We start from the raw sequence: 25,777 nt of genomic DNA on the forward strand, positions 1-25,777 counted from the left end.
GCTCCCCCCGGGATATTTCTGCACAAAAGAGAAAGCCGGGGCGCGGTGCCTTATTGGGGGGCGCCTTGGTTCAGCGGCGACGGTCGCGGCGCGAACTCATCGGCTGGAAGGCCACGCCGACATGGGCCTCGCAATAGGGTTTGCCGGGGACCGAGGGCAGGCCGCAGAACCAGAACTTGTCGGTCGCCGGGTCGCCGATCGGCCATTTGCAGGTCCGTTCGGTCAGTTCCATCAGCGTCAGCTTGCGGGCGCGCTTTTCCACCTCGCGCACCGAGGCCAGCGCCTCGGGGCTGATCTCGTTGGCCGAGGGCTGCGGCGGCAGCGGCTGGCCCGAGGGGACCAGCGTGCGGCGGTTGAAGCCGGGCGCGGCCGGGGCTGCGGCCTGTTCCGGCGCGGGCTCGGCCGCCGGGGCCGCGGCCCGGGGCTGCGGTGCGGGCTCGGGTGCCGCGGGTTTCGGCGCGGGCTCCGGCGCCGGTGCCGCCGCGACTGCGGGCTTCGGTGCCGGCTCAGGCGCCGCTGCCTCGGCCTCGTCGCTGCGATTCGACAGGCCCAGCCGGTGGACCTTGCCGATCACCGCGTTGCGGGTGACGCCGCCCAGCTCCTTGGCGATCTGGCTGGCCGATTGTCCCTCGGCCCACATGCGTTTCAGCGTCTCGACGCGCTCGTCGGTCCAGGACATCACTTGCCTTTCCTGCACCGGCTGCGGTCCCGGTGCCCTTCGTGTTCACGGCTGCTTCCCGGCTTCAATTCCGCCGGGCCCGGGCTTAAATCCGGGGATAGCCAGATTTACCCGTCCGCCGCCGCAAATTCAAGGAGCGCCGATGCAGCCGTCCGAGACCCGCCCCGAGAGCCCCGCCGCGATCCGCCAGATGGGCGTGCGCCGCTTTGGCCGGGTGAACTGGCTGGGGCTTTACACCCTGGCGCGGCGCGAGATCATGCGCTTCATGAACGTCTGGCAGCAGACGGTGCTGGCGCCGCTGATGACCTCGGCGCTGTTCGTGGCGGTCTTCGCCCTGGCGCTGGGCCGCGACCGCGGCGCGGTCATGGGCCTGCCCTACCTGGTCTTCCTGGGACCGGGCATCCTGATGATGACGGTGATCCAGAACGCCTTCGCCAATACCTCCTCGAGCATGATCTCGGCCAAGATGCAGGGCAATATCGTCGACACGCTGATGCCGCCCTTGTCGGCGACCGAGATCCTGGCCGGCTATCTGATCGGCGCCGTGGTGCGGGCGCTGATCGTCGCCGGCGCCATCGCCGCCGGCATGGCGCTGGTGCTGGGCCAGGGCGTGGCGCATCCGCTCTGGGCGCTGTGCTTCGTCGTGCTGGGCGCGCTCCTGATGGGGGGGCTGGGCCTGCTGGGCGGCATCGTCGCGCAGAAATTCGACCAGATGGCGGCGATCACCAATTTCGTCGTGACGCCGCTGTCGTTCCTGTCCGGCACCTTCTATTCGGTCGAGGCGCTGCCCGAGCCGTTCCGCACGCTGGCGCATTGGAACCCGGTCTTCTATCTGATCGACGGCGCGCGCTACGGCATCGCCGGGGTCTCGGACGCGCCGGTGCTGCGCGGTCTTGCGGTCTGCGGCGGCACCGTGGCGCTGGTGCTGTGGACGGGTTGGCGCTGGCTCGACAGCGGCTATCGCATGAAGCCGTGAAAAGCCGCCGTGAAAATCCGTTGCACGCCGCGCGCGTCCGCGCTATGCGCTGGGCCATGATCGCATGGACCGCCTTTACCGCCCGTCCCCGACGTTGATCCTGTCGACGACCGATCCCGCCTGCCTTCCTGACATCACTGGTGCCGCGCCGGGCGCGGCTGTTCCCAGAGAGGACATCCCCATGATTTCGCACGTCCTGCCGACCTATAATCGCGCGCCCATCGCCTTCGAGCGCGGCGAGGGCTCCTGGGCCATCGCCACCGACGGCACGCGATACCTGGACCTGGGCGCGGGCATCGCCGTGAACGCGCTGGGCCATGCCAACCCCGAGCTGGTCGCCGCGCTGACCGCGCAGGCGGGGCGGATCTGGCATGTCTCGAACCTCTACCAGATCCCCGAGCAGGAGCGGCTGGCCGACCTGCTGGTCGAGGCCACCTTCGCCGACACGGTCTTCGTCACCAATTCCGGCACCGAGGCGGCCGAACTGGCGATCAAGATGGTGCGCAAATACTGGGACGAGATGGGCGATCCCGAGCGGATCGAGATCCTGACCTTCGAGGGCGCCTTCCACGGCCGCTCGACCGGAGCCATCGCCGCCGCCGGGTCCGAGAAGATGGTCAAGGGCTTTGGCCCGCTGATGCCGGGCTTCCGGCAATTGCCCTGGGGCGACATGGCGGCGCTGGAGGCGGCGATGTCCGAGCGCACCGCCGCCGTCATGCTGGAGCCGGTGCAGGGCGAGGGCGGCATCCGGCCGCTGCCCGATGCCGACCTGCGCCGCATCCGCGCGTTGTGCGACCAAACCGGCGCGCTCTTGGTGCTGGACGAGGTGCAGTCGGGCATGGGCCGGACCGGCAAGCTGTTCGCGCATGAATGGGCCGGGGTGACCCCCGACATCATGATGGTCGCCAAGGGCATCGGCGGCGGCTTTCCGCTGGGCGCGGTGCTGGCGACCGAGGCCGCCGCCGCGGGCATGGCGGCGGGCACGCATGGCTCGACCTATGGCGGCAACCCGCTGGCCTGCGCGGTGGGCGCGCGCGTGATGGAGATCGTGGCCGATCCGGCCTTCCTGGCCGAGGTCAACCGCAAGGCGGCGCTGCTGCGGCAAAAGCTGGAAGGCCTGGTCGCGGCGCATCCCGCGGTGTTCGAAGCCGTGCGCGGCCAGGGGCTGATGCTGGGGCTGAAATGCCGGGTGGCGCCGGGCGATGTGGTCAAGGCCGGCTATGCCGAGCATGTGCTGGCCGTGGCCGCGGCCGACAATACGCTGCGGCTGCTGCCGCCGCTGACCATCTCGGACGAGGAGATCGCCGAGGCGGTGGCGCGGCTGGACCGGGCGGCCGGGCGGCTGGATGGCTAGGGCCTGCGCCATCCCGGCCGCGGGCGGCATGATCCGGGCGGCGACGCGGCACCGATGCCTGGCGGGGCGCGCCAAGAAAATCGGGGTCGGACCTTGACCTCGCATCGGCAAAGCGGCTTGCTGGCCGGATCAATCCGAAAGACGTATCACGATGAACAGTTTCCTTGACATCCACACCACCGACAAGGCCGCGCTGCGCGGGATGATCGATTCCGCGCGCCGAATGAAGGATGCCCGCGCCGGACTGCCCAAGGGGACGCCGGATGCCGACCTGCCGCTGAAGAACCGCATGGTGGCGCTGATCTTCGAGAAGCCCTCGACCCGGACCCGGGTCAGCTTCGACCTGGGCGTGCGGCAGATGGGTGGGCAGACCATGGTGCTGTCGGGCAAGGAGATGCAGCTGGGCCATGGCGAGACCATCGCCGACACCGCCCGGGTGCTGTCGCGCTATGTCGACCTGATCATGATCCGCACATTCGAGGAGGCGACGCTGCTGGAGATGGCGGAACATGCCAGCGTCCCGGTGATCAACGGGCTGACCAACCGCACCCATCCCTGCCAGATCATGGCCGATGTGATGACCTTCGAGGAGCATCGCGGCCCGATCGCCGGGCGCAAGGTGGTGTGGTCGGGTGACGGCAACAATGTCTGCTGTTCGATGATCCATGCGGCGGGGCAGTTCGGCTATGACTTCACCTTTACCGGCCCGCCGACCCTGGACCCCGAGCGTGAGGCGCTGGACTTTGCCCGCGCGCAGGGCGTGCAGGCGGTGATCGAGCGCGATCCGGCCAGGGCGGTCGAGGGCGCGGACCTGGTGGTCACGGATACCTGGGTCTCGATGCACGACCCGCAATCGGCGCGCGAGCGGCGCCACAACCAGCTGCGCGGCTATCAGGTGAACGAGGCGCTGATGGCGCGGGCCAAGCCCGAGGCGCTGTTCATGCATTGCCTGCCGGCGCATCGCGACGACGAGGTAACGAGCGCGGTCATGGACGGGCCGAATTCGGTCATCTTCGACGAGGCCGAGAACCGGCTGCATGCGCAGAAGGCCGTCATGCGCTGGTGCCTGGGCGTCTGATGTCGCCGGCGGGGGCCTTGCCCCCGCACCCCCAGGATATTTATGCACAAAAGAGAAGGAAGGGGCGCGGTCGGGGCAGGCCGCGCCTTTTCAGTTCTCGCGGAAGGCGCGGGTGAAATAGTCGCTGAGCGGCTTGACCAGATAGGCCATCGGGCTGCGTTCGCCGGTCTGGATATAGACCTCGGCCGGCATGCCGGGGATCAGCTCCAGCCCCTTGAGCTTTGCCACCTGCTCGGGCGGGATCGTCACCTCGGCGCGGTAATAGGGCACGCGGGTGGCCTGGTCGACCAGCGTGTCGGGCGAGACCCGGCTGAGCGTGCCGTCGATTTCCGGCGTGGTGCGCGAGGAGAAGGACGAGAAGCGCAGCACCACCTGCTGGCCCGGATGCACCTCGTCGATGTTGATCGGCGCGACATGGGCGGCGACGACCAGCGGCCGGTCCTGCGGGATGATGTACAGGATCGGATCGGCGGCGCGGATCACCGCGCGCGGCGTCGTCACCTGCAGTTCCTGCACCACGCCGCCGACCGGGGCGCGGATTTCCAGCCGGGCGATCTGTTCCACCAGGCCGCGGCGGCGCTCGGCCAGCTCGAGTTCGCGATAGCCGAGGTCGCGCAGCTCGGTCTCGGCCGCCTCGCGGTGGGTGGCGGTCTTTTCCAGCCGCGACAGGTCGATTTCCGACAGCTGGGTCACGGCGCGGGCGCGGGTGGCGATGGTTTCGCCCAGAAGCCCGTCGAGCCGCGCCGCCTCGCGCTCCAGCGCCAGCACGCGCGGCGCCTGCGCCAGGCCCTTTTCCAGGAGCGAGCGCTGGTCGCGCAATTCCTGGGCGATGAAGTCGCGCTGCTTTTGCAGCGCCTGGGACTGGGCGTCGATGCCGCCGATCTGCGACTGCACCTGTTCGGCCTGCTTGGCGAGCTGGCCCAGCGACTGGTCGAGCGTGTCGAGCCGGGCCCGGAACAGGCTTTCCTGGCCCTGCATCAGCGCCTTGAGCTCGGGGCGGCTGGCGGCGGTGCCGACCAGTTCCTCGGGGAAGGTGATCTGCTTGAGGTCGGCGCGCTCGGCCTCGAGCCGGCCGCGGCGGGCGAGGATCTCGAAATACTGGCCCTCGACGATGGCGAGTTCGGTGGCGAGCAGCGTGCCGTCGAGCCGGACCAGCACCTGGCCGGCGCTGACCTTTTCACCGTCATGGATCAGGATTTCGGCCACGACGCCGCCATCGGGGTGCTGGACGACCTGGCGGCGCTGCTCGACCTCGACCTGGCCGGCGGCGACCACGGCGCCAGCGATGCGCGCGGTCCAGGCCCAGAGGCCGAAGCCGCCGAACAGCAGCAGCAGCGTGACCATGCCCAGGATCACCGGGCCGCGCGCCGACCATTCCGGGCGCCGGGGCGGTGCGGGCGGCTGCGGCGCCGGCATCTCGGCGCGGCGGGCGCGGAAATGCGGCGGCGTGGCGGGCGCCGGGTCGTCGGGGCTGCGCTTTTCGACCGGGGCGCGGCCGGTTTCCTGGGGATCGGTCATGTCACGCCTCCGCCCTGGCCCTGGGCCCGCACGATCTGGTCGGCATTCTTGACCAGCGACTTCAGCACCTCGTCGCGCGGCCCGAAGGCGCGGCGCAGGCCCTGGTCCAGCACCAGCAGCAATTCGCATTCGGTGATCGCGGCCGGGCGGTGCGCCATGATGATGACGGCGCCGCCGCGCGCCTTGATGTTGCGGATGGCGAGGTTCAGCGCCGCCGAGCCTTCGTTGTCGAGGTTCGAGTTCGGCTCGTCCAGCACGAAGATCGCCGGCTCGGCGTAAAGCGCACGCGCCAGGCCGATGCGCTGGATCTGCCCGCCCGAGAGCCGGCCGCCGGTCTGGCTGACCTTGGTGTCATAGCCCTGCGGCAGGTCGAGGATCATGCGATGCGCGGCCGCGGCCGTCGCCGCCGCGACCACGCGCTGCGGGTCGGGCTGCGGCGAGAGCCGGGCGATGTTTTCCGCGATGGTGCCGTCGAACAGCGTCACCTGCTGCGGCAGATAGCCGATCAGCCCGCCCAGCACGTCGGGGTCGTATTGGTCGAGCGTGGCGCCGGCGAGCCGGATCGAGCCGCCGGCGATGGGCCAGGCGCTGATGATCGCGCGCGCCAGCGTGGTCTTGCCGGCGCCCGAGGGGCCGATCACCCCCAGCGCCTGGCCGGGGTTCAGGTCGAAACTGACGCCGCGCAGCGTGGCTGCGCCCTGGCCCGGGGGCACTACGGTCAGGTTGCGCACCTCGAGCTGGGCATCGGGCCGGGGCAGGGGGGTGCGGGCCACCGCGGGCGGGCGGCGCGACAGAAGCTCGGCCAGCCGGGCCCAGCCGTCCTGCGCGCGCTGCACGATGGACCAGCCGCCCACGACCTGCTCGATCGGCGACAGCGCGCGGCCCATCAGGATGGACGAGGCGATCATCGCGCCCGGCGTCACCTCTTGCCGCAGCACCAGCCAGGCGCCGGCGGCCAGCAGCGCGCTTTGCAGGAACAGCCGGAAGGTGCGGGAAAACACGGTGAATCCGGTGGCGCGGTCGCTGCCGCGCATCGTCGCCTCGGTGGCGCGGTCGCGCGCCTCCTGCCAGCGGGTGAAGGCGGCGGCGCGCATGCCGAGCGAGCCGATCAGCTCGCCCTCGTCGCGGTAGAGGTCGGACATGCGCTCGGCCGACTGGCTGGCGATGGCGGACTGTTGCAGCGATTCGCGGCTGAGCCACTGGTTCAGCACCGTGGCGACCACCAGGATCAGCAGCCCCGCCGTGGCCACCGCGCCCAGCAGCGGGTGGAAGATGAAGACCGCCGCCAGGAAGAACGGCGCCCAGGGCAGGTCGAAGAGCGCCATCAGCACCGGCGAGCCGATCAGCCGCTGCACCGCCTCGAGGTCGCGCATGCCGCCGCGCACCACCAGCTCGGATCCGGCGGCCTGGCCGTCCTGCAAGGCGGCGGTGAAGACCCGGCCCTCCATCCGCTCCTGGAAGCGGGCGGCGACGCGGGCCATGATGCGGTTGCGCGCCAGGTCGAGCACGCCCATGAGCGCAAACAGGAACACCACCAGCAGGAACAGCGCCGTCAGGGTCTCGACCGAGCGCGAGGCCAGGACGCGGTCATAGACCTGCATCATGAACAGCGGCCCGGTCAGCATCAGCATGTTCACGGCAAAGGAAAACAGTCCGACGAAGGCATAGAGCTGCCAGGCGCGGCCGCGCGCCTTGCCGAGCTCCTGCCGGCCGTCATGTCGCATCGGCGGCGAAGCCATGCCGGTTCCTTTCCTGATCGTCCGGCCGGGGTTGCCCGGCGTTGTCGCTGCGCTTATCCCAACTCTACGCATCAGAACAGATCGTATTCCCGATGCGCGGGAATCGGCCTGACGCCCAAGGACTAGCAACGGAAGGTTAGCAAAAGATTGAGCCCCTGGATCCTTCTTGCCGCAAGCCTGGGCCTGGCCGCCTGTTCAGCGCAGCCCTCGGGCCAGATCGCCGATCCGCTGGAGCCGGTGAACCGGCGGGTGCATGCGTTCAACAAGGGCGTCGATACGCATCTGGTCAAGCGGGTCAGCGGCGGAACCTCTGGCGGGGGAACCGGCGAAGCCGTTCAGGCGATTGGGAATTCCGGCGCGAACCTGGCGCTGCCGGGCAAGGCGGTGAACCATCTGCTGCAAGGCAAGCCGGCGCCGGCGGTGCGCACCACTTTCCGCTTCCTGGTGAATTCGACCCTGGGGCTCGCGGGCTTCCTGGACCCCGCCGGCCAGGATTTCGCCTTGCCCGAGGAGGACACCGACTTCGGCCAGACGCTGGCGGTCTGGGGGGTGGGCGAGGGCGCCTATCTGGAGCTGCCGCTGATCGGGCCGTCGAGCACCCGCGACGCGGCCGGCCGGGTTGTCGATATCGTGATCGATCCGATGCGCGGCTGGCTGAACCGCGACCAGTACCTGATCGGCATGGGCGCGCGGGTGGTCTCAAAAGCTGGTGAGCGGGGGCGTTTCAGCGATTCCGTCGATAGCGTCCTTTACGAAAGTGCCGATAGTTATGCCCAGACGCGGCTGATCTGGTCCCAGCATCGCCGCCATGAGTTGGGAGAGGAAGGAGAGGCCATTGACCCTTATGCCGAATGAGACCCGCCGCGGATTCCTGGGGCTGATCGGGGCCGGGCTGGCCTGCGCCGCGACGCCGGCCTGGGCGCTGGACACCGGCCAGGCCAAGGCGCTGATCCAGCGATCGCTGGACGAGGTCTATGCCGTGATCAACTCGGGCCGGCCGCCGGCGCAGATGTATCGCGAATTCGAGGCGATCTTCGCGCGCTACGCCGATGTGGACATCATCGCCCGCTCGGCCTTGGGCCCGGCGGCCCGCGCCGCCGCGCCGGCCGAATTCGCCGCCTACAAGCAGGCCTTCCAGGGCTATATCGGCCGCAAATACGGCAAGCGCTTCCGCGAGTTCATCGGCTCGAAGATCGAGGTCACCGGCGCGAAGCCAGTCAAATCCTTCTTCGCCGTGACCTCGACCGCCTATCTGAAAGGCCGCAGCCCGATGGAGGTGGAATGGCACGTCTCGGACAAGTCCGGGAAAAGCCGCTATTTCAACATCATCATCGAGGGGGTGAACATGCTCGCCTCGGAACGGGCCGAGATCGGCGCGCTGCTGGCAAGGCGCAAGGGCGATCTGGCCGGGCTGACCGCCGACCTGCAACAGGCGGGCTGAACCGGGGCGCCGCAAGCCGCTTCTTTGCTCTTCAAATACCCACGGGGACGGTGCAACCCGCACCGACCGCGCCGGTAAGGCAGAAGGCCGGCCCCTTGGGGGACCGGCCTTTTCGTCATTGCTGATAGACACCGTCGATGCCGCGCAGGGCCTGGGTCAGCGGGTCGTCGGGCGGCAGGCCCTCGGCCGGCATCTCGGCCTCGGGGCCCGAGGTGATGGTCTCGGCCGGGAAGGTCGGCGGGCCGCCGGGCGCCTGGGTGCCCGGGTCGGGCAGGACGCGGCCGCCGGCCTGGTCCTGCGGCACCGTTCCGGGCGCGGTCTGGCCCTGCGGCTGCGGCTGGCCCAGCGCCTCGGACAGCGCGGCGGCCAGCGGATCGGCGCCCCCGGCATCGTCCGAGCTGACCACCTGCGGCACGGCGCCGTTCGGGTCGAAGACGAAATTGCCCAAGGGCTCGACCGGCAGGCCGTCGTGGATCTCGGTCATCACCGCCTGCCAGATCTCGGCCGGCAGACCGCCGCCGGTCACGCCCTTCAGCGGCTTGTTGTCGTCATAACCCATCCAGACCCCGGTCACATATTGCCCGGTGAAGCCGATGAACCAGGCGTCGCGATAGCTCGAGGTGGTGCCGGTCTTGCCCGCCGCCGGGCGGCCCTTCAGCCGGGCGCGGGTGCCGGTGCCATGCTCGATCACCTGCTGCATCATGCCGATCAGCTCGCCCGCCGCCTTTTGCGAGATCACGCGCTGGCCCATGCCGCCGGCCTGGCCGATCAGCGCCTGGTCGTCGCCCTTGATGCGCAGCTCCTGCAGGCCATAGGGCGCGACGGCAGTGCCGCCGTTGCGGATGCCGGCATAGGCGGCGGTCATGTTCAGCAGCGTCGCATCCGACACGCCGAGGCCCAGCGACGGCCCCGAGGCCAGCTCGTCCGAGACGCCGAAGTCGCGCGCCACCCGGCGCACCGCGTCGCGGCCGGCGATTTCCTGCAGCCGGATCGTCGCGGTGTTCAGCGATTGCGCCAGGGCGCGGGTCAGCGTCACCTCGCCGGAATAGCGCCGGGTATAGTTCTGCGGCGACCACGGCCCCGAGCCGCGCACGTTGATGGTCAGGGGCGCGTCCAGCACCATGTCGTTCGGGCCATAGCCCTGGTCCAGCGCCGCGGCATAGACGAAGGGCTTGAAGCTGGACCCGGTCTGGCGCTTGGCCTGGGTCGCGCGGTTGAAGGTGCCGGCGACGGTATTGTCGCGCCCGCCGATCATCGCCCGCACCGCGCCGTCGGGCGACATCACCACCACCGCCGCCTGCGCCTTGGAGCCTTTGGAAATCTTTTCGTCGAAGACCCGCTGCAAGGCGCGCTCGGCCGCACGCTGCACGCGCTGGTCGAAGGTGGTCTTGATGGTCACGTCCTCGGTCGTCTCGCTGGTCAGGAAGCCGGGGCCGGATTCCATCACCCAATCGGCGAAATAGCCGCCCGCCCGCGCCGCCGCCGCCTTGGAGAGCACGGCGGGATGCGCCTTGGCCTCGGCATATTGCGCATCGTCCAGGAAGCGCTGCTCATGCATCAGCCCCAGGATCACCGTGGCGCGGTCCTGCGCCCGTTGCAGGTTCGAGGTCGGGGCGAAATAGCTGGGCGCCTTCAGCAGGCCGGCCAGCATCGCCGCCTCGGGCGCGGTCACCTCCGCCGCCGACTTGTCGAAATAGCGCTGCGCCGCCGCCTCGAAGCCGCGCGCGCCGGCACCCAGATACGAGCGGTTCATGTAGATGTTGAGGATGTCCTCTTTCGAATATTTCGCCTCCATGGCGATGGCATAGGGGACTTCCTTGACCTTGCGCCAGATCGAGGACTTGCGGCATTCGGCCTCGAACTCGGCCTCGGATTTCCAGCGGATCGGGTCGAAGGTCTCGCCCAGGCACAGGAGTTTCGCGACCTGCTGGGTGATGGTCGAGCCGCCGTTGCCCTCCAGCGGGCCGCGGCCGGCGGCCATGTTGATCTTGATCGCCGAGGCGACGCCGCGCGGCGAGACGCCGAAATGCTGGTAGAAGCGCTTGTCCTCGGTCGCGACCACGGCGTTCTTCAGCACCGGGGCGATCTTGTCGGCGCTGACCATGCCGAAAGTTTCGCCACGCCAGGCGAAGGTGCGGCCCTCGCTGTCCAGCATGGTGACCGAACCGCGGGCACGGCCGTCGAACAGCGCCGAAGCCTCGGGCAGGGTGGTGTAGAAATAGAAGGTGGCGGCGGCGAGAATCAGCGCAACCGTCAGCCCGAGCCGCCAGAACGAGCCCCAGACCACCCGCCAGACCAGCGTGACGAAGCCGGCGATTCCCCGCGTCACCACATTGCCGCGGCGCGGCCTGCGCGGCGGCTTGCCGCCCGATGCCGGCCGCCGTTTTGGCTGTTTCTGAGGGGCTTGTTCGAAATTCCGCTTGTCCGCGGTGATGCGGCCCTTGCCGGTCGGTGTCTTCATGCCTGCTATCCTGCCCGGCCGAGTGCTCCGGCCATTTGGCGCGGACCATACAGCAAAGCCCCGGGGTTGAGAACCGCGATGACCGATCAGTGAACTGCCGCGAGCACGCGCAAACCCCGGCAGGATTGCGCAAAATCCGGGCAGACCCCGGCCGGCGCCGGCAAGAAGCTGCACAAACCTTGTGCCCGGGCCGCGGCGCTGCGCCTTCTGGCCGGGACGGAACTGCCGCGATGCAGAAAGAAGGTGCAGCACGATGACGAGACCTTTTGCGATCAAGCCGCTGATCCCGGCGCTGGCCCTGACCGGGCTGGCCTGGCCCGCCCTGGCGCAGGACGCCGCCGCCCCCGCGGTGGCCGAGACCATCGCGCCCATCGTCGACAAGGGCGACACCACCTGGATGATGGTCTCGGCCATCCTGGTGATGATGATGACCGTGCCGGGGCTGGCGCTGTTCTATGGCGGGCTGGTGCGGTCGAAGAACATGCTCTCGGTGCTGATGCAGGTCTTCACCGTCTTCTGCGTCATGGCGCTGCTCTGGGTTGCTTTCGGCTATTCGCTGGCCTTCACCGGCGCCGGCTCGGCCGAGGATGCCACCGCGCTGACGCCCTTCATCGGCGGGCTGTCGAAGGCGTTCCTGGCCGGCGTCAGCACCTCGTCGCTGGCCGAGACCTTCACCCAGAACGTCTTCGTGCCGGAATATGTCTTCGTCATCTTCCAGATGGCCTTTGCCTGCATCGCGCCGGCGCTGATCGTCGGCGCCACGGTCGAGCGGATGAAATTCCCGGCGATCCTGCTGTTCGTGGTGATCTGGTTCTTCTTCAGCTACCTGCCGATGGCGCATATGGTCTGGTGGTGGGGCGGCCCCTCGGCCTATGACGCGCCGGCTGGCTTCCTGTTCGGCCATGGCGACCTGGACTTCGCCGGCGGCACGGTCATCCACATCAACGCCGGCATCGCGGGCCTGGTCGCCGCCATCGTCGTCGGCCCGCGTCTGGGCTATGGCAAGGAGCTGATGGCGCCGCACAACCTGCCCTTTACCCTGCTGGGCGGCTGCCTGCTGTGGATCGGCTGGTTCGGCTTCAACGCCGGCTCGAACATGGAGGCCACCGGCACAGCCGCGCTGGCGATCCTGAACACCACCGTCGCCACCGCCGCCGCCGGGCTGGCCTGGGCCTTTGGCGAGTGGATCTTTCGCGGCCACCCGTCGCTTCTGGGCGGGGTCTCGGGGGCGGTCGCGGGGCTGGTCGGCATCACCCCCGCCGCCGGTTTCGTCGGCCCGATGGGCGCCATCGTCATCGGCCTGGCCGCCGGCTTCCTGTGCATGTGGTTCGTGATCTCGCTGAAGGGCAAGCTGGGGATCGACGAAAGCCTGGACGTCTTCGGCATCCATGGCGTGGGCGGCATCGTCGGCGCCATCCTGACCGGCGTCTTCGCGGCGCCCGCGCTGGGCGGATCGGGCGTGTTCGACTATGCCAGCGGCGCGGTCGCCCCGGATTACAGCATCGCGGGCCAAGTCACGACGCAGCTGCTGGGCGTGGTCGTCGCGGTGGTCTGGTCGGGCGTGGTGTCCTTCGTCGCGCTGATGATCGTCAAGGCCGTGGTCGGGCTGCGCGTGCCGGCGAATGACGAGCGGCAGGGCTTGGACGTCACCACCCATGGCGAGAACGCCTATAACAGCTGAGGGCCGGCCCTTGGTCCAAGCAAAAGCCCCGCGCAAGCGGGGCTTTTTCATGTTCCGAAGGGGTTACGACAGGCGCGAGACGACGAAATCCGCCAGGTCCGACAGGATGGCGCGCAGCGGCCGGTCCGGCGCCGCGGCCAGCGCCGCCTTGGCGCGGCCGGCCCAGGCGATGGCATCCGCCCGCGCCGCCGCCAGCGCGCCGCGGCGGTTCAGGATTTCCAGCGCGGCTTCCAGGTCGCCGTCCTGCTGGTCGCCCTTGGCGATGGTGCGTTCCCAGAAGGCGCGCTCGGTGGCGTCGGCGGCCGCGATGGCCTTGATGACCGGCAGGGTCAGCTTGCGCTCGCGGAAATCGTCGCCGACGTTCTTGCCGATGGTCGTGGTCGAGCCGCCATAGTCCAGCAGGTCGTCCACGATCTGGAAGGCGATCCCCAGCGCGTCGCCATAATCGAACAGCGCCTGCTGCACCGCCGGATCGGCGCCCGAGACCACCGTCCCGGCCTCGGTCGCGGCGGAAAACAGCGCCGCGGTCTTGCCGCGCACGATCTGGATATAGGTGTCTTCCGAGGTCGCGATGTCCTGCGCGGCGGTCAGCTGCAGCACCTCGCCCTCGGCGATGGTGGCGCTGGCATTGGCGAGGATGCGCATGACTTGCATGCTGCCGGTGTCGGCCATCAGCTGGAAGCTGCGCGCGAACAGATAGTCGCCGACCAGCACCGAGGACTTGTTGTCCCACAACAGGTTCGCCGTCGGCCGCCCGCGCCGCTGGGCGCTTTCGTCGACCACGTCGTCATGCAAGAGCGTCGCGGTGTGGATGAATTCGACCGCCGCGGCCAGCAGGATGTGGCTCTCGCCCTGATAGCCGCAAAGCCGGGACGCGGCCAGCACCAGCATCGGCCGCAGCCGCTTGCCGCCGGCCTCGACCAGATGCGCGGTCACCTCGGGGATGCGGGGCGCGTGGCGGCTGGCCATGCGCTCGCGGATCAGCGCGTTCACCCGGTCCATGTCGCCGGCGAGTTCCGCCGACAGCCGGTCGAGCGGCTTCGAGACGTTTTCCTTCATGCCCATCTGCATCCCCTTTCGCCGCAAGGCATTGCCATGCCATGGACACAGGCGCAACAGCCGCGTAGCTTTTCGGCCATCATGAAAGAGCTTCTGCGCACCACCGACCCGCTGCTGATCACCCGGGTCGCCGACCTGCTGGCGGCCGAGGGCATCGTCTCGTTTCCGCTGGACCAGCACATGAGCGTGCTGGAAGGCTCGCTGGGCATCCTGCCGCGCCGGCTGATGGTGGCGGACCGCGACCTGTTCATGGCGCGCGCCATCCTGCGCGACAACCGCATCCACCATGAATGAGACGCGCGAGGACGGCTTCCTGGGCGGTCGGTTGCGATTCGCCCAGCCGGCGCGCGGCTATCGCGCCGGGGCCGATGCGGTCATGCTGGCCGCCGCCTGCCCGGCGCGGCCGGGGCAGGCGGTGCTGGAACTGGGCTGCGGGGCAGGGGTGGCGCTGCTGTGCCTGGGCGCCCGGGTGCCCGGGCTGCGGCTGAGCGGGCTGGAGCTGCAGCCCGATTACGCGGCGCTGGCGCGGCGGAATGCGGCCGCGAACGGGCTCGTGGCCGAGATCCACGAGGGCGACCTGGCGCATATGCCGGCGGCGCTGCGGGCGCAGGGCTTCGACCATGTCATCGCCAACCCGCCCTATTTCCTGGCCGGCTCGGTCGCGCCCGAGACGGGGCGCGGCACCGCCCGGCATGAGGCGACGCCGCTGCCCGACTGGATCGCCGCCGGACTGCGGCGGTTGCACCCCGGCGGCTGGCTGACGCTGATCCAGCGCGCCGACCGGCTGGCCGAGATTCTGGCCGCGCTGGCGCCCGGCGCCGGGGCGATCACGATTCTGCCAGTCGCGGCCCGAACGGGAGCGCCGGCGGGGCGGGTAATCCTGACCGCCCGCAAGGGCGCGCGCGGCCCGCTGCGCCTGCTAAGCCCCTTGGTCATGCACGCAAAACCGTCACATTCGGAGGACGCCGAGGACCTGACGCGCCCCGCGCAGGACGTGCTGCGGCATGGCGCCGCGCTCAACCTGGGGGATAGGTGATTTTCGGTGACAATGTGACGAATCTGTGCTGCAATCCGATGGTTCGATCAATCCAAGAGGAGGACGGAATGTCGGTTGAATCCCATGTCCAGGAGCTTCGCCGCAAACACCAGTCGCTTTCAAACGCCATCGAGGCTGCGCATCGCAGCCCGGCGACGGATGACCTCGCCATCGCTCAGATGAAAAAGGAAAAACTGCGCCTCAAGGAAGAGATCACGCGCCTGTCGCACTAGCTGCGCCGGGGTGGGCCTGCCCCATCCAAGGCTTTGACGGATAAACGGAAAACGGCCCGCGATCATCGCGGGCCGTTGCCGTTTCAGGGACCGGTTCAGACGAAGAACTGGCCGCCGTTCGCGGTGATGGTCGAGCCGGTGATGAAGCCCGCGTCGTCCGAGGCCAGGAACACCACGCAACGCGCGATCTCCTCGGGCTCGCCCAGGCGGCCGACGGGGATCTGGGGGATGATGCGTTCGTTCAGCACCTTCTCGTCGATGGCGCGCACCATTTCGGTGCCGATATAGCCCGGGCAGATCGCGTTCACGGTGATGCCGGCGCGCGCGCCCTCTTGCGCCAGGGCCTTGGTGAAGCCCAGGTCGCCCGCCTTGGCCGCCGAATAGTTCGCCTGGCCGGCCTGGCCCTTTTGCCCGTTGATCGAGCTGATGTTGACGATGCGGCCGAACTTGCGGTCGCGCATGCCGGTCCAGACCGGATGGGTCATGTTGAACAGCCCGGTCAGGTTGGTGTCGATGACCTCTTTCCACTGCTGGGCGGTCATCTTGTGGAACATCGCGTCCCGGGTGATGCCGGCGTTGTTGACCAGCACCGCGATCGGGCCCAGCTCCTCCTCGACCTGTTTGATGCCGGCGGCGCAGGCGTCGTAATCGGCGACCGACCATTTATAGGTCTTGATGCCGGTTTCCTCGGTAAAGGCCCGGGCGGCGTCGTCATTGCCGGCATAGTTGGCGGCAACGGTATAGCCCGCGTCCTTCAAGGCCTTCGAGATCGCCGCGCCGATGCCACGCGAACCGCCGGTCACAAGAGCCACTTTTGCCATTTCTTCCCCCTTTTAAAATGGTCGTGAAATTGTGTTACCGAACGAGGCCGGTGCGCGCAAGATCATTGCGCGCACCTTTTTTCGGCTCAGCGCTCGAGGCAGAGCGCCACGCCCATGCCGCCGCCGATGCACAGCGTCGCCAGGCCCTTCTTGGCATCGCGGCGCTGCATCTCGAACAAGAGCGTGTTCAGGATGCGCGCGCCCGAGGCGCCGATCGGGTGGCCGATGGCGATGGCGCCGCCGTTGACGTTGACGATGGCCGGGTCCCAGCCCATGTCGCGGTTGACGGCGATGGCCTGGGCGGCAAAGGCCTCGTTCGCCTCGACCAGGTCCAGGTCGCCGACCGCCCAGCCGGCCCGCTCCAGCGCCCTGCGGCTGGCCGGGATCGGGCCGGTGCCCATGATCTGCGGATCAACCCCGGCGGTCGCGTAGGAGGCGATGCGCGCGAGCGGCGTCAGGCCGCGGCGATTGGCCTCGTCCTCGGTCATCACCAGCACGGCGGCGGCGCCGTCGTTCAGGCCCGAGGCGTTGCCGGCGGTCACGGTGCCTTCCTTGCTGAAGGCGGGGCGCAGCTTCTCCATCGCCTCCAGCGTGGCGCCGTGGCGGATGTATTCGTCGGCGTCGACCGTGGTGTCGCCCTTGCGGGTCTTGATCGTCACCGGCACGATCTCATCGGCGAACTTGCCGGCCTTCTGCGCGGCCTCGGCCTTGTTCTGCGAGGCGACGGCGAATTCGTCCTGCTCGGCCCGGGTGATGTTCCATTTCGTCGCCACGTTCTCGGCCGTGGTGCCCATGTGATAGTCGTGGAAGGCGTCCCAGAGCCCGTCCTTGATCATGGTGTCGAGCAGCTTCATGTCGCCCATCTTCTGCCCGGCGCGGATATAGCCGGCATGGGGCGACAGCGACATGGATTCCTGGCCGCCAGCCGCGACCACGGTGGCGTCGCTCAACAGCACCTGCTGCGCCGCCAGCGCGACCGAGCGCAGGCCCGAGCCGCAGACCTGGTTCAGCACCCAGGCGGCCGAGCCCTGCGGATAGCCGGCCTTGATATGCGCCTGGCGGCCGGGGTTCTGGCCCTGGCCGGCGGTCAGCACCTGGCCGAGGATGGTTTCGGACACTTCGGCGGGGTCGATGCCGGCCCGCTCGACGATGGCCTTCAGGACGATTGCGCCGAGTTCATGCGCCGGCAAGTTTGCATAGGACCCGAGGAAACTGCCCACGGGGGTGCGGGCGGCGGATACGATTACGGCTTTTGTCATGACAGGCTCCTTCCCTGATGCCCGAAAAGATCGGTAACAGGGGAACTGTTTGCCGTTTCGTTCCGTGGCGTCAAGCGGACTTACCGGAAGGACGGCCGGGTCGGACCGCAGAAAATGCCGCCTTGCGCGCCGCGCGGCGGTGTCGGGACCGATGGCGCGCCGCCCAGGAGGCGGCAGCGTGCTGCGCCGATACCCGGCGCCGCGTCGTCCCGAGATCTTCGGCTCGGCCGGTCGCGTGCCGAAGCGCGTCTGGTCCGCATGCGGTGTGTTGCGCGGCGATCACCATGCTTGTGTGTGGGGACGCGCCGGTTCTCAGCCATGGAGCGTGACGTGATCCGCCCTTTTGGGAAAAGGGGTCGAACGGCCGGCTCACCCTGCAGAACACCCAGCATTCTTGCGCCGGCCCGAGCCATCGCCACCAGCCAGCCGACCCGAGACGACGGCCACCATTCGCGCGCCCGCGCGACGCCGTGGCCCGCACGTCAACCCCGCCCCGACAAACCTGCCGCCACCATTCGCGCGCCCGCGCGACGCCGTGGATGTCCAAGGTCATGAGCGGCAACCGGAAGCTCACGCCACCATTCGCGCGCCCGCGCGACGCCGTGGGGAGGACCTGCTGCGCAGCGTGGCAGCCTATCGGGAGCCACCATTCGCGCGCTCGCGGGACCACGCCAGCCAGCAGTGCACCGGCACGGCGCCACCATTCGCGCGCGCCCGAGCCCGTGTGTCGCAGCACCTGTCCGATGGGGCAGGCGCTTCTCTGCGGGTAGTCCCCCCAATGCCGTGCGACATGAACAGCACAGATGATCTCAGGCCCGCATTCTCAGGCCCACACGCGGGCGATGCTTGCCGACCAGGCACCGACCTTGCGAAACGGGTCGGGGCCCGCTCGTGCGGAGCGAAGCCCCCGCCGCCTAGCTGCGCCGGGCGGCAGAGTTCGGGGATTTCCATGGCGGCACGATGGTCGGGGCGCCGAAGTAATAGCCCTGCAGGCAGTCGATGCCCATGTCGATCAGGAAGGCCGCGTCATCCGCCGTCTCGACCGATTCCGCCACGGTGAACATGTCGAAGTGATGGGCGATGGACTGCAGTGCCCGGGTCAGCACCTGGTTGTCGCGCTGGCCGGCGATCTCGCGGATGAATTGCCCGTCGATCTTGATCATGTCGAAGCAGAAGTCGCGCAGATAGCGGAACGAGGTATAGCCCGCGCCGAAATCGTCCAGCGCGAAGCTGACGCCATGCGATTGCAGTTCCTGCATGAAGCGGCCGACCAGTTCCGGCAGGCCCATGGCCGAGCTTTCGGTGATCTCCAGGATCAGCCTTTCTCCGATGCGGTCATCCTCGGCCAGGCCGGCGCGCAGGGTGCGCAGCCAGGCTGGATAGCCGATCGAGCGCGCCGACATGTTGATCGACAGCCGCAGCGAGGGCTCCTCGGCCAGGGATTTCAGCCCCAGCGACAGCGACAGGCAGTCGATCTGGCGCCCGAGTTCGGTGGTTTCGGCCAGCGGCATGAAATCGCGCAAGGGCACGATGCGGCCGGTTTCGTCGATGATCCGGATCAGTCCCTCGTGAAAGGCCGCGTGTTTCGGGCGATCCGCCTGCACCACCGGCTGATAGGCCAGCACCGCATCCCCGCGCGAGACTGCGCGGCGCACCGCGGCCATGGTCACGCGCGCCTGCTGGTCGACCGCGAAATCCAGCGGGGAACCCAAATCCGGTTGCGAATCTATGTTGTCGGTCATGCCAAGACTCCTGTCATCGGCGGAAGTCTGGCGATCATCTCCTAAGATCGCGTAAACTCGAGATGCTTTCTCGACTCAAGGTTAACGGAGCCCTGCCTGCCATGACTGAACGCTGCGCCTGGTGCGGGACCGATCCGCTGTATGTCGCCTATCACGACCAGGAATGGGGCGTGCCGGAACGCGACCCGCGCGCGCTGTGGGAAAAGCTGGTGCTGGACGGGTTCCAGGCCGGGCTCAGCTGGATCACCATCCTGCGCAAGCGCGACGCCTTCCGCGAGACATTCGAGGGTTTTGATCCCGAGCGCGTCGCCGCCTGGGGCGCGCCGCAGATCGAATCGGCGTTAACGAATCCCGGCATCATCCGCCATCGCGGCAAGATCGAGGCGACGGTCAAGGGCGCGCGGCTGTTTCTGGAGATCGAATCGGCCGAGGGCTTCACGCCCTTGATCTGGTCCTTCACCGGCGGCCGCACCATCCAGAACGGATTCGCCAGCATGAAGGAGGTCCCGGCCAAGACGCCCGAATCCGAGGCCATGGCCAAGGCATTGAAAAAGCGCGGCTTCAACTTCTGCGGCCCGGTGATCACCTATGCCTTCATGCAGGCCTGCGGGCTGGTCAACGACCACATGACCAGCTGTCCCTGCCACGCAAGGGTCAAGGCGCTGTCGCCTGCCTGACCAGTTCCCGGGCGGTGTCCGAGGCCCAGTCGGCGCCGCCCATCAGCCGGGCGATCTCGTTGCCGTCGCGGTCGATCAGCACCGTCACCGGCATGCCCATCACCCCCATCTCGCGCGCCAGCGCCTGGCGCGGGTCCAGCCGCACCGGCAGGTTGGCGACCCCGGCCTCGGCCAGGAACTTGCTGATCGCCGGCGCCGGGTTGTGACCCGAGGCGATGGCCACGACCTGGAAATCCTCGCCGCCCATCTGGGCCTGCAGGGCATCCAGCGACGGCATCTCCTCGCGGCAGGGCGCGCACCAGGTCGCCCAGAAGTTCAGCAGCACCACCTTGCCCTTGTAATCGGCCAGCGCATGGGTGCCGCCCTCGGGGTCGGTGAACGCGGTCGCGGGCACCGGGGTCGGATCGGTCCGTTGCAGCTTGGCAAGCCCGCCGTCATGCGCGGCCTGCCAGTCGATTTCGCCCGCCCATCCGGCGTTTGCACCAAGCACCAGCGCCGTATAAAGAACCAGCCAACGCATTCCACCCCCCGAAGGACAATCCATGACCGAGCAGCCCTCCACCGCCAACCAGATGTGGGGCGGACGTTTCGCCGCAGGCCCGGACGCGATCATGGAGGCGATCAATGCCTCGATCGGCTTCGACCAGCGGCTTTATGCCCAGGACATCCGGGGCAGCCGCGCCCATGCGGCGATGCTGGCCGCGCAGGGCATCATCAGCACTAGCGATGCCGAGGCGATCGGGGAAGGCCTTCTCACGGTCTTGTCAGAGATCGAGGCGGGGAATTTCCCGTTCTCGACCGCGCTGGAAGACATCCACATGAACGTGGAATCGCGGCTGAAGGAGGTGGTCGGAGAGCCGGCGGGGCGGCTGCACACGGCGCGAAGCCGCAACGACCAGGTCGCGACCGATTTCCGGCTGTGGGTGCGCGACCAGTGCGACGCGGCGATCCAGGGGCTGGACGCGCTGATCCGCGCCACTTTGTCGCAGGCGGAAAAGGGCGCGGATTGGGTGATGCCGGGTTTTACCCATTTGCAAACAGCGCAGCCGGTGACCTGGGGCCACCATATGATGGCCTATGTCGAGATGTTCGGCCGCGACTTGTCGCGTTTCCAGGACGCGCGCAAGCGGATGAACGAATCGCCCCTGGGCGCCGCCGCGCTGGCCGGGACCGGCTTTCCCATCGACCGCGAGGCGACGGCCAAGGCGCTGGGCTTCGAGCGGCCGATGGCGAACAGCCTCGACGCGGTCAGCGACCGGGATTTCGCGCTGGAATACCTGTCGAGCGCGGCGATCTGCGCCGTCCACCTGTCGCGGCTGGCCGAGGAACTGGTGATCTGGTCCTCGGCCCAGTTCCGCTTCGTCACCATGTCGGACCGCTTCTCGACCGGATCGTCGATCATGCCGCAGAAGAAGAACCCCGACGCGGCCGAGCTGATCCGGGCCAAGATCGGCCGCATCCTGGGCGCGGCCGTGGCGCTGTTCGTGGTGATGAAGGGCCTGCCCTTGGCCTATTCCAAGGACATGCAGGAGGACAAGGAGCAGGTCTTCGACGCCGCCGACAATCTGATGCTGGCCCTGGCGGCGATGACCGGCATGCTGTCCGATCTGTCCGCGAACCGCGAGCGGCTTGAGGCGGCGGCGGGCTCGGGCTTTTCCACCGCGACCGATCTGGCCGACTGGCTGGTGCGCGTGGCCGGGCTGCCCTTCCGCGATGCCCACCATGCCACCGGCGCGCTGGTCGCCATGGCCGAGAAATCGGGCGTGGACCTGCCCGACCTGTCGCTGGAGCAGATGCAATCGGTCAATCCGGCGATCACCGCCGATGTCTATAAGGTGCTTGGCGTGCATAATTCGGTCGCCTCGCGCATGTCCTATGGCGGCACGGCGCCGGCACAGGTCCGCGCCCAGATCGCCCGCTGGAAGGAGAAGCTGGCATGACGCATTCCCTCCTGATCGCCGCGCTGGCCCTGATGCTGGCGACGCTGGCCGCCTGCGGCGTCGACGGCGCCCCAACGCGCCCGGAATCGACCCGTCCCGAACCGAGCGCGCCCGGCCTGCAGGTCAGCGGCGAGGCGCGGATCGGCGTGATTTCAGACCTTTAGGCCGGGATCTTCATGGATCATTTCAACTATGTCGGTGGCGAGCTGCATGCCGAGGAGGTGCCGCTGTCGCGCATCGCGGCCGAGGTCGGCACGCCGGTCTATGTCTATTCCACCGCGACCCTGACCCGGCATTTCAACCTGTTCCGGCAGGCGCTGGACTGGACCGATCACCTGGTCTGCTTTGCCGTCAAGTCGAACTCGAACCTGGCGGTGCTGAAGCTCCTGGGCAACCTGGGGGCGGGGATGGATATCGTTTCGGCCGGGGAATATGCCCGCGCCAAGGCGGCGGGCGTGGCGGGCAGCCGCATCGTGTTTTCCGGCGTCGGCAAGACCGCGGGTGAGATGCGCCTGGCGCTGGAGGGCGGCATCCGCCAGTTCAACGTCGAATCCGAGCCGGAGCTGGAGCTGCTGTCGCAGGTGGCCACGTCACTGGGGGTCGTCGCGCCCATCGCGGTGCGGGTGAACCCGGACGTGGACGCCAAGACGCATGAGAAGATCGCCACCGGCAAGTCGGAGAACAAGTTCGGCATCCCGATCGCCAAGGCGCGCGCGGTCTATGCCCGGGCGGCGGCCCTGCCGGGGATCGAGGTCGTCGGCATCGACATGCATATCGGCAGCCAGTTGACCGACCTGGAGCCCTATCGGCTGGCCTATGCCAAGATGGCCGACCTGACCCGGGCGTTGCGCGCCGATGGGCACGACATCCGCCGCTTGGACATGGGCGGCGGCCTGGGCATCCCTTACCGCCGCGACAACAACGCCCCGCCCCTGCCCATCGAATACGGCCAGGTGATCCGCGATGCGGTGGGCGATCTGGGCTGCGAGATCGAGATCGAGCCGGGGCGCAATATCTCGGGCAATGCCGGGATCCTGCTGTCCTCGGTGATCTATCTGAAAGAGGGCGAGGGGCGGGATTTCCTGATCCTCGACGCCGCCATGAACGACCTGATCCGCCCGGCGATGTATGCCGCGCATCACGACATCATCCCGGTCATCGAGCCGGCGCCGGGGGCCGAGGTCGCCGCCTTCGACGTGGTCGGCCCGGTCTGCGAGACCGGCGACACCTTCGAGAAGGCGGTGGAGCTGCCGGCGCTGGGGCCGGGCGCGCTGGTGGCGCTGCGCTCGGCCGGGGCTTACGGCGCGGTGATGGCCTCGGAATACAACTCGCGGCCGCTGGTGCCCGAGGTTCTGGTCCGCGGCGATCAATTCGCCGTCATTCGGCCGCGACCGACGCTTGAGGAAATGCTGGGACGCGATACCATCCCGGAATGGCTTTAGGCATCGCATCCTTCCGCGTGGCTGCCGGGGGTTTCACACCCCCGGACCCCCGTGGGATATTTTCCCAAGAAAGAATGAGGGGATGCGATGGCTGAGCCTGAGCCCCCTCGCATCCGGCGTGCCGTCGGGCTGACCCGGGCCGGCATGTGGTGGGAGGCGCTGGCCGGTGCCTTCTGGCCCTTGGCGGTGTGGGTGGTGCTGGTGCTGGCGGCACTGGCTTTCGGGCTGGCCGGGCTGCTGTCGCCGCGCGGATTGCTGGTGGGGACTGGCGTCTCGGCTCTGGCCGTGGTGCTGGCGGCCGGCTGGGGGCTGCGGCGGTTCCGGCGCCCTTCGGCCGAGGCGGCGCGGGCGCGGGTGGACCGGCTGCTGCCGGGGCGGCCGCTGTCGGCCCTGCGCGACCGGGTGGCGGTCGGCGAGGGCGATGCCGGGTCGGCGGCGCTGTGGCAGGCGCATCTGGCGCGGATGCAGGCCGAGGCCGCGGCCGCGCGCGCCGTGGTGCCGGATGCGCGGCTGCGTTGGCGCGATCCGGTGGGGTTGCGGCTGGTCGCGCTGGTGGCGCTGGTCATGGCGCTGGTCTTTGCGCCGCCCGGGCAGCTGGGCCAGGGGCTGGCGGCGCTGGGGGCGAGTTTCCGCCCGGCGCCCGAGGCGCGTCCCGGCGTCGCGGGCGGCCCCTCCTGGGAGGGCTGGGCCGAGCCTCCGGCCTATACCCGGCGGCCGACGCTTTACCTGAACGCCCTGCCCGAGGGCCAGGTGCTGGAACTGCCCAAGGGCAGCAAGCTGAGCTTCCGGCTTTACGGCGAGGGCGCTGCGGTCACCCAGGACATCGGCACCGCGGTCGCGGGCGGCGAGCCCTCGGCGCCCGGCTTCATGGCCGAGCATGACGGCGTGATCGCGGTCGCGGATCGCCGGTTCGAGGTCACGGTCCTGCCCGATGCCGCGCCGGCGGTGGCGCCGGGCAAGGTGCCCGAGCGCCGCGCCGACGGCAAGCTGGTGCAGGACTTCACCGCCAGCGACGACAATGGCGTCGCCGGTGGCGAGGCGCTGATCGCGCTGGATCTTTCTGCCGTGGACCGCCGGTATGGCCTCGCTGCCGAACCCGAGCCGCGCGAGGATGTCGTGGTCGAGCTGCCGCTGCCGGCCAGCGGCTCGCGCCAGCAGATCCGCGGCCGGCTGAGCGCCGACCTGTCGCGCCATCCCTGGGCCAACCTGCCGGTCACCGTCACCCTGCGGGCCGAGGACGGCATTGGCCAGCAGGGCGTCTCGGCGCCCTTGCGCATGGTGCTGCCGGGGCGGCGCTTCTTCGACCCGCTGGCGGCGGCGCTGATCGAGGCACGCCGCGACCTGTTGTGGTCGCGCGGCAATGCCGGGGCCGCCGCGCAGATGCTGCGCGCGGCCAGCTGGCAGCCCGAGGGCTTCATGGAGGAGGATCTCTACAACGGCCTGCGCGGCGCCATCGCCACGCTGGAATCCGGCCCCCTGACCGAAGAGGCGCGGGGCAAGCTGGCGCAGGTCCTGTGGGATGCCGCCGTGGCGCTGGAGGATGGCGGGCTGGCCGATGCGCTGGAGCGGATGAGCCAGGCGCAGGAGCGGCTTTCCGAGGCGATCCGCAACGGCGCCAGCCCCGACGAGGTGCAGCGCCTGATGGACGAGCTGAAGGAAGCCACCGACCAGTATCTCGACATGCTGGCGCAGCAGCAGGGCGAGGATCCGGCCGAGCGTTTCGACCGCTCGCCGCAGCAGGACCGCCAGCAGATCAGCGGCGACCAGATCCAGCAGATGATGGACGAGATCCAGCGCCTGATGAACGAGGGCCGCATGGCCGAGGCGCAGGAGCTGCTGGAGCAGTTCAACCGCATGATGCAGAACCTGAAGGTGACGACATCGCAGGACGGCTCGGGCGTGCGGCAGCGGCCGATGGACCGGCTGGCCCAGACCCTGCGCGACCAGCAGAAGCTGGCCGACGAGGCCATGCGCGGCATGCAGGACCAATACGGCCAATGGCAACCCGGCCAGCCCGAACAGGGCCAGGGCGGAGAGGGCCAGGAAAGCGAGCAGCAGGGCACCGGGCAGGGGGACCAGCAGGGCCAGGGCCTGGCCGACCGCCAGCGCGACCTGCGCGAGGATCTGGGCCGGCAGCGCGGCCTGCTGCCCGGTCGCGGCACGCCGCAGGGCGATGCGGCGCGGCGCCAGCTCGACGAGGCCGGCCGCGCCATGGAAGAGGCCGAGCAGGCGCTGCGCGACGGCGATGCCGCCGGCGCCATGGAGCGGCAGGCCCAGGCGATCCAGTCCATGCGCGAGGGCATGCGGGCGCTGGGCGAGATGACGGCGCAGAACCAGCCGGGCCAGGAGGGCGCGCCGCAGCAGGGCGGGCAGGAGGGCGGGCCCGAGGGCCCCTCGGGCGACACGCGCGGCCAGCGCGGTCTTGCGCAGCCCTATGACCGCCAGCCGCAGACCGATCCCTTGGGCCGGGCGCTTTCGGGCGACGGCAGCGCCATCGCCAGCGGCGATCCGCTGGCCGAGGGGCCCGACCCGTCGCGCAAGGCGCGCGAGTTGCAGGACGAGATCCGCCGCCGCTCGGGCGAGCGCGAGCGGCCGCGGGACGAGCGCGACTACCTGGGCCGGCTGCTGGAGAACTTCTGAG

At 69.2% G+C, this 25,777-nt stretch carries 23 protein-coding genes; 14 read left to right on the forward strand and 9 right to left on the reverse strand.

The genetic code is table 11. The annotated features are described in order from the left end of the window. Positions 1-70: 70 nt before the first annotated feature. Positions 71-679: a GcrA family cell cycle regulator gene (locus E3D03_RS14760; protein ID WP_018000008.1), complete on the reverse strand. Its 609-nt coding sequence runs from the start codon at positions 677-679 to the stop codon at positions 71-73. 142 nt (positions 680-821) lie between these two features. Between E3D03_RS14760 and E3D03_RS14765 the strand changes: the two genes are divergently transcribed. From E3D03_RS14765 to argF, 3 genes are all read left to right on the forward strand, one after another. After that, positions 822-1,655 (forward strand): ABC transporter permease, encoded by an 834-nt coding sequence (locus tag E3D03_RS14765; protein ID WP_263567570.1) that lies wholly within the window; start codon positions 822-824, stop codon positions 1,653-1,655. Between the two features lie 181 nt (positions 1,656-1,836). Next, complete coding sequence (locus E3D03_RS14770; protein ID WP_263567571.1) at positions 1,837-3,009, forward strand: aspartate aminotransferase family protein; 1,173 nt, start codon at positions 1,837-1,839, stop codon at positions 3,007-3,009. Positions 3,010-3,160: 151 nt separating this feature from the next. Further along, a complete protein-coding gene (gene argF, locus E3D03_RS14775) occupies positions 3,161-4,087 on the forward strand; it encodes an ornithine carbamoyltransferase (RefSeq protein ID WP_263567572.1) in 927 nt (308 codons plus the stop codon). Between the two features lie 90 nt (positions 4,088-4,177). On the opposite strand, the gene E3D03_RS14780 is transcribed toward argF, so the two are convergent. Both E3D03_RS14780 and E3D03_RS14785 read right to left on the reverse strand, forming a co-directional pair. Next, complete coding sequence (locus E3D03_RS14780; RefSeq protein WP_082724677.1) at positions 4,178-5,605, reverse strand: HlyD family type I secretion periplasmic adaptor subunit; 1,428 nt, start codon at positions 5,603-5,605, stop codon at positions 4,178-4,180. After that, positions 5,602-7,344 (reverse strand): type I secretion system permease/ATPase, encoded by a 1,743-nt coding sequence (locus tag E3D03_RS14785; protein WP_263567573.1) that lies wholly within the window; start codon positions 7,342-7,344, stop codon positions 5,602-5,604. The genes E3D03_RS14780 and E3D03_RS14785 overlap by 4 nt, the downstream gene beginning before the upstream one ends. A gap of 147 nt (positions 7,345-7,491) precedes the next feature. On the opposite strand from E3D03_RS14785, the gene E3D03_RS14790 reads away from it, so the two are divergent. Both E3D03_RS14790 and E3D03_RS14795 read left to right on the forward strand, forming a co-directional pair. Further along, positions 7,492-8,199, forward strand: coding sequence for a VacJ family lipoprotein (locus E3D03_RS14790; protein WP_263567574.1), 708 nt, complete (start codon positions 7,492-7,494; stop codon positions 8,197-8,199). Beyond that, complete coding sequence (locus E3D03_RS14795) at positions 8,189-8,785, forward strand: phospholipid-binding protein MlaC (RefSeq protein WP_263567597.1); 597 nt, start codon at positions 8,189-8,191, stop codon at positions 8,783-8,785. Before E3D03_RS14790 ends, E3D03_RS14795 begins: the two co-directional genes overlap by 11 nt. Before the next feature lie 115 nt (positions 8,786-8,900). On the opposite strand, the gene E3D03_RS14800 is transcribed toward E3D03_RS14795, so the two are convergent. Next, complete coding sequence (locus E3D03_RS14800; RefSeq protein ID WP_263567575.1) at positions 8,901-11,246, reverse strand: transglycosylase domain-containing protein; 2,346 nt, start codon at positions 11,244-11,246, stop codon at positions 8,901-8,903. A 253-nt stretch (positions 11,247-11,499) separates the two neighbouring features. On the opposite strand from E3D03_RS14800, the gene E3D03_RS14805 reads away from it, so the two are divergent. Then, the gene (locus E3D03_RS14805) at positions 11,500-12,927 is read left to right on the forward strand and encodes an ammonium transporter (RefSeq protein WP_263567576.1); all 1,428 of its coding nucleotides are present in this window, start codon (positions 11,500-11,502) and stop codon (positions 12,925-12,927) included. A 63-nt stretch (positions 12,928-12,990) separates the two neighbouring features. Here the strand turns inward: E3D03_RS14805 and E3D03_RS14810 are convergent, their stop codons facing one another. Further along, positions 12,991-13,992 carry a polyprenyl synthetase family protein gene (locus E3D03_RS14810; protein ID WP_263567577.1) on the reverse strand — a complete coding sequence of 334 codons (1,002 nt, stop codon included), beginning with the start codon at positions 13,990-13,992 and terminating at the stop codon, positions 12,991-12,993. A 75-nt stretch (positions 13,993-14,067) separates the two neighbouring features. Here E3D03_RS14810 and E3D03_RS14815 point away from each other — a divergent pair, with 75 nt between their 5' ends. The 3 genes from E3D03_RS14815 (at position 14,068) to E3D03_RS14825 (ending at position 15,255) form a co-directional block, all read left to right on the forward strand. Then, positions 14,068-14,280 (forward strand): DUF2007 domain-containing protein, encoded by a 213-nt coding sequence (locus E3D03_RS14815; protein ID WP_018000019.1) that lies wholly within the window; start codon positions 14,068-14,070, stop codon positions 14,278-14,280. Then, the gene (locus E3D03_RS14820) at positions 14,273-15,022 is read left to right on the forward strand and encodes a tRNA1(Val) (adenine(37)-N6)-methyltransferase (RefSeq protein ID WP_263567578.1); all 750 of its coding nucleotides are present in this window, start codon (positions 14,273-14,275) and stop codon (positions 15,020-15,022) included. Before E3D03_RS14815 ends, E3D03_RS14820 begins: the two co-directional genes overlap by 8 nt. 68 nt (positions 15,023-15,090) lie before the next feature. Beyond that, the gene (locus E3D03_RS14825; RefSeq protein ID WP_018000021.1) at positions 15,091-15,255 is read left to right on the forward strand and encodes a YdcH family protein; all 165 of its coding nucleotides are present in this window, start codon (positions 15,091-15,093) and stop codon (positions 15,253-15,255) included. 95 nt (positions 15,256-15,350) lie between these two features. Here E3D03_RS14825 and E3D03_RS14830 read toward each other — a convergent pair whose 3' ends face one another. The 3 genes from E3D03_RS14830 to E3D03_RS14840 form a co-directional block, all read right to left on the reverse strand. Next, positions 15,351-16,076, reverse strand: a complete 726-nt coding sequence (locus E3D03_RS14830; protein ID WP_026155377.1) for a beta-ketoacyl-ACP reductase — start codon at positions 16,074-16,076, stop codon at positions 15,351-15,353. A gap of 86 nt (positions 16,077-16,162) precedes the next feature. Further along, positions 16,163-17,335 (reverse strand): acetyl-CoA C-acetyltransferase, encoded by a 1,173-nt coding sequence (locus E3D03_RS14835; RefSeq protein WP_263567579.1) that lies wholly within the window; start codon positions 17,333-17,335, stop codon positions 16,163-16,165. Between the two features lie 914 nt (positions 17,336-18,249). Next, positions 18,250-19,077, reverse strand: coding sequence for an EAL domain-containing protein (locus E3D03_RS14840; RefSeq protein WP_018000025.1), 828 nt, complete (start codon positions 19,075-19,077; stop codon positions 18,250-18,252). Positions 19,078-19,178: 101 nt separating this feature from the next. Between E3D03_RS14840 and E3D03_RS14845 the strand changes: the two genes are divergently transcribed. After that, the gene (locus tag E3D03_RS14845) at positions 19,179-19,754 is read left to right on the forward strand and encodes a DNA-3-methyladenine glycosylase I (RefSeq protein WP_263567580.1); all 576 of its coding nucleotides are present in this window, start codon (positions 19,179-19,181) and stop codon (positions 19,752-19,754) included. On the opposite strand, the gene E3D03_RS14850 is transcribed toward E3D03_RS14845, so the two are convergent. Next, positions 19,732-20,274 carry a TlpA family protein disulfide reductase gene (locus E3D03_RS14850; RefSeq protein WP_263567581.1) on the reverse strand — a complete coding sequence of 181 codons (543 nt, stop codon included), beginning with the start codon at positions 20,272-20,274 and terminating at the stop codon, positions 19,732-19,734. The genes E3D03_RS14845 and E3D03_RS14850 overlap by 23 nt on opposite strands. A 22-nt stretch (positions 20,275-20,296) precedes the next feature. Here E3D03_RS14850 and argH point away from each other — a divergent pair, with 22 nt between their 5' ends. From argH to E3D03_RS14870, 4 genes are all read left to right on the forward strand, one after another. After that, on the forward strand, positions 20,297-21,694 hold the full coding sequence (gene argH, locus E3D03_RS14855; protein WP_263567582.1) for an argininosuccinate lyase: 1,398 nt from the start codon (positions 20,297-20,299) through the stop codon (positions 21,692-21,694). Next, a complete protein-coding gene (locus E3D03_RS14860) occupies positions 21,691-21,858 on the forward strand; it encodes a hypothetical protein (protein WP_263567583.1) in 168 nt (55 codons plus the stop codon). The genes argH and E3D03_RS14860 overlap by 4 nt, the downstream gene beginning before the upstream one ends. A gap of 12 nt (positions 21,859-21,870) precedes the next feature. Then, on the forward strand, positions 21,871-23,136 hold the full coding sequence (gene lysA, locus E3D03_RS14865; RefSeq protein WP_263567584.1) for a diaminopimelate decarboxylase: 1,266 nt from the start codon (positions 21,871-21,873) through the stop codon (positions 23,134-23,136). Positions 23,137-23,223: 87 nt separating this feature from the next. Continuing rightward, a complete protein-coding gene (locus E3D03_RS14870) occupies positions 23,224-25,776 on the forward strand; it encodes a DUF4175 domain-containing protein (RefSeq protein ID WP_263567585.1) in 2,553 nt (850 codons plus the stop codon). Position 25,777 lies beyond the last annotated feature (1 nt).

Source organism: Paracoccus sp. DMF (assembly GCF_004407025.1).
Lineage (GTDB): Bacteria > Pseudomonadota > Alphaproteobacteria > Rhodobacterales > Rhodobacteraceae > Paracoccus > Paracoccus aminovorans_B.

What these genes read in the sequence shown, in the direction of transcription:
- E3D03_RS14760 (WP_018000008.1), bottom strand. Translation starts at nt 679, where the DNA reads ATGTCCTGGACCGACGAGCGCGTCGAGACGCTGAAACGCATGTGGGCC.
- E3D03_RS14765 (WP_263567570.1), top strand. Translation starts at nt 822, where the DNA reads ATGCAGCCGTCCGAGACCCGCCCCGAGAGCCCCGCCGCGATCCGCCAG.
- E3D03_RS14770 (WP_263567571.1), top strand. Translation starts at nt 1,837, where the DNA reads ATGATTTCGCACGTCCTGCCGACCTATAATCGCGCGCCCATCGCCTTC.
- argF (WP_263567572.1), top strand. Translation starts at nt 3,161, where the DNA reads ATGAACAGTTTCCTTGACATCCACACCACCGACAAGGCCGCGCTGCGC.
- E3D03_RS14780 (WP_082724677.1), bottom strand. Translation starts at nt 5,605, where the DNA reads ATGACCGATCCCCAGGAAACCGGCCGCGCCCCGGTCGAAAAGCGCAGC.
- E3D03_RS14785 (WP_263567573.1), bottom strand. Translation starts at nt 7,344, where the DNA reads ATGGCTTCGCCGCCGATGCGACATGACGGCCGGCAGGAGCTCGGCAAG.
- E3D03_RS14795 (WP_263567597.1), top strand. Translation starts at nt 8,189, where the DNA reads ATGCCGAATGAGACCCGCCGCGGATTCCTGGGGCTGATCGGGGCCGGG.
- E3D03_RS14800 (WP_263567575.1), bottom strand. Translation starts at nt 11,246, where the DNA reads ATGAAGACACCGACCGGCAAGGGCCGCATCACCGCGGACAAGCGGAAT.
- E3D03_RS14805 (WP_263567576.1), top strand. Translation starts at nt 11,500, where the DNA reads ATGACGAGACCTTTTGCGATCAAGCCGCTGATCCCGGCGCTGGCCCTG.
- E3D03_RS14810 (WP_263567577.1), bottom strand. Translation starts at nt 13,992, where the DNA reads ATGGGCATGAAGGAAAACGTCTCGAAGCCGCTCGACCGGCTGTCGGCG.
- E3D03_RS14815 (WP_018000019.1), top strand. Translation starts at nt 14,068, where the DNA reads ATGAAAGAGCTTCTGCGCACCACCGACCCGCTGCTGATCACCCGGGTC.
- E3D03_RS14820 (WP_263567578.1), top strand. Translation starts at nt 14,273, where the DNA reads ATGAATGAGACGCGCGAGGACGGCTTCCTGGGCGGTCGGTTGCGATTC.
- E3D03_RS14825 (WP_018000021.1), top strand. Translation starts at nt 15,091, where the DNA reads ATGTCGGTTGAATCCCATGTCCAGGAGCTTCGCCGCAAACACCAGTCG.
- E3D03_RS14830 (WP_026155377.1), bottom strand. Translation starts at nt 16,076, where the DNA reads ATGGCAAAAGTGGCTCTTGTGACCGGCGGTTCGCGTGGCATCGGCGCG.
- E3D03_RS14835 (WP_263567579.1), bottom strand. Translation starts at nt 17,335, where the DNA reads ATGACAAAAGCCGTAATCGTATCCGCCGCCCGCACCCCCGTGGGCAGT.
- E3D03_RS14840 (WP_018000025.1), bottom strand. Translation starts at nt 19,077, where the DNA reads ATGACCGACAACATAGATTCGCAACCGGATTTGGGTTCCCCGCTGGAT.
- E3D03_RS14845 (WP_263567580.1), top strand. Translation starts at nt 19,179, where the DNA reads ATGACTGAACGCTGCGCCTGGTGCGGGACCGATCCGCTGTATGTCGCC.
- E3D03_RS14850 (WP_263567581.1), bottom strand. Translation starts at nt 20,274, where the DNA reads ATGCGTTGGCTGGTTCTTTATACGGCGCTGGTGCTTGGTGCAAACGCC.
- argH (WP_263567582.1), top strand. Translation starts at nt 20,297, where the DNA reads ATGACCGAGCAGCCCTCCACCGCCAACCAGATGTGGGGCGGACGTTTC.
- E3D03_RS14860 (WP_263567583.1), top strand. Translation starts at nt 21,691, where the DNA reads ATGACGCATTCCCTCCTGATCGCCGCGCTGGCCCTGATGCTGGCGACG.
- lysA (WP_263567584.1), top strand. Translation starts at nt 21,871, where the DNA reads ATGGATCATTTCAACTATGTCGGTGGCGAGCTGCATGCCGAGGAGGTG.
- E3D03_RS14870 (WP_263567585.1), top strand. Translation starts at nt 23,224, where the DNA reads ATGGCTGAGCCTGAGCCCCCTCGCATCCGGCGTGCCGTCGGGCTGACC.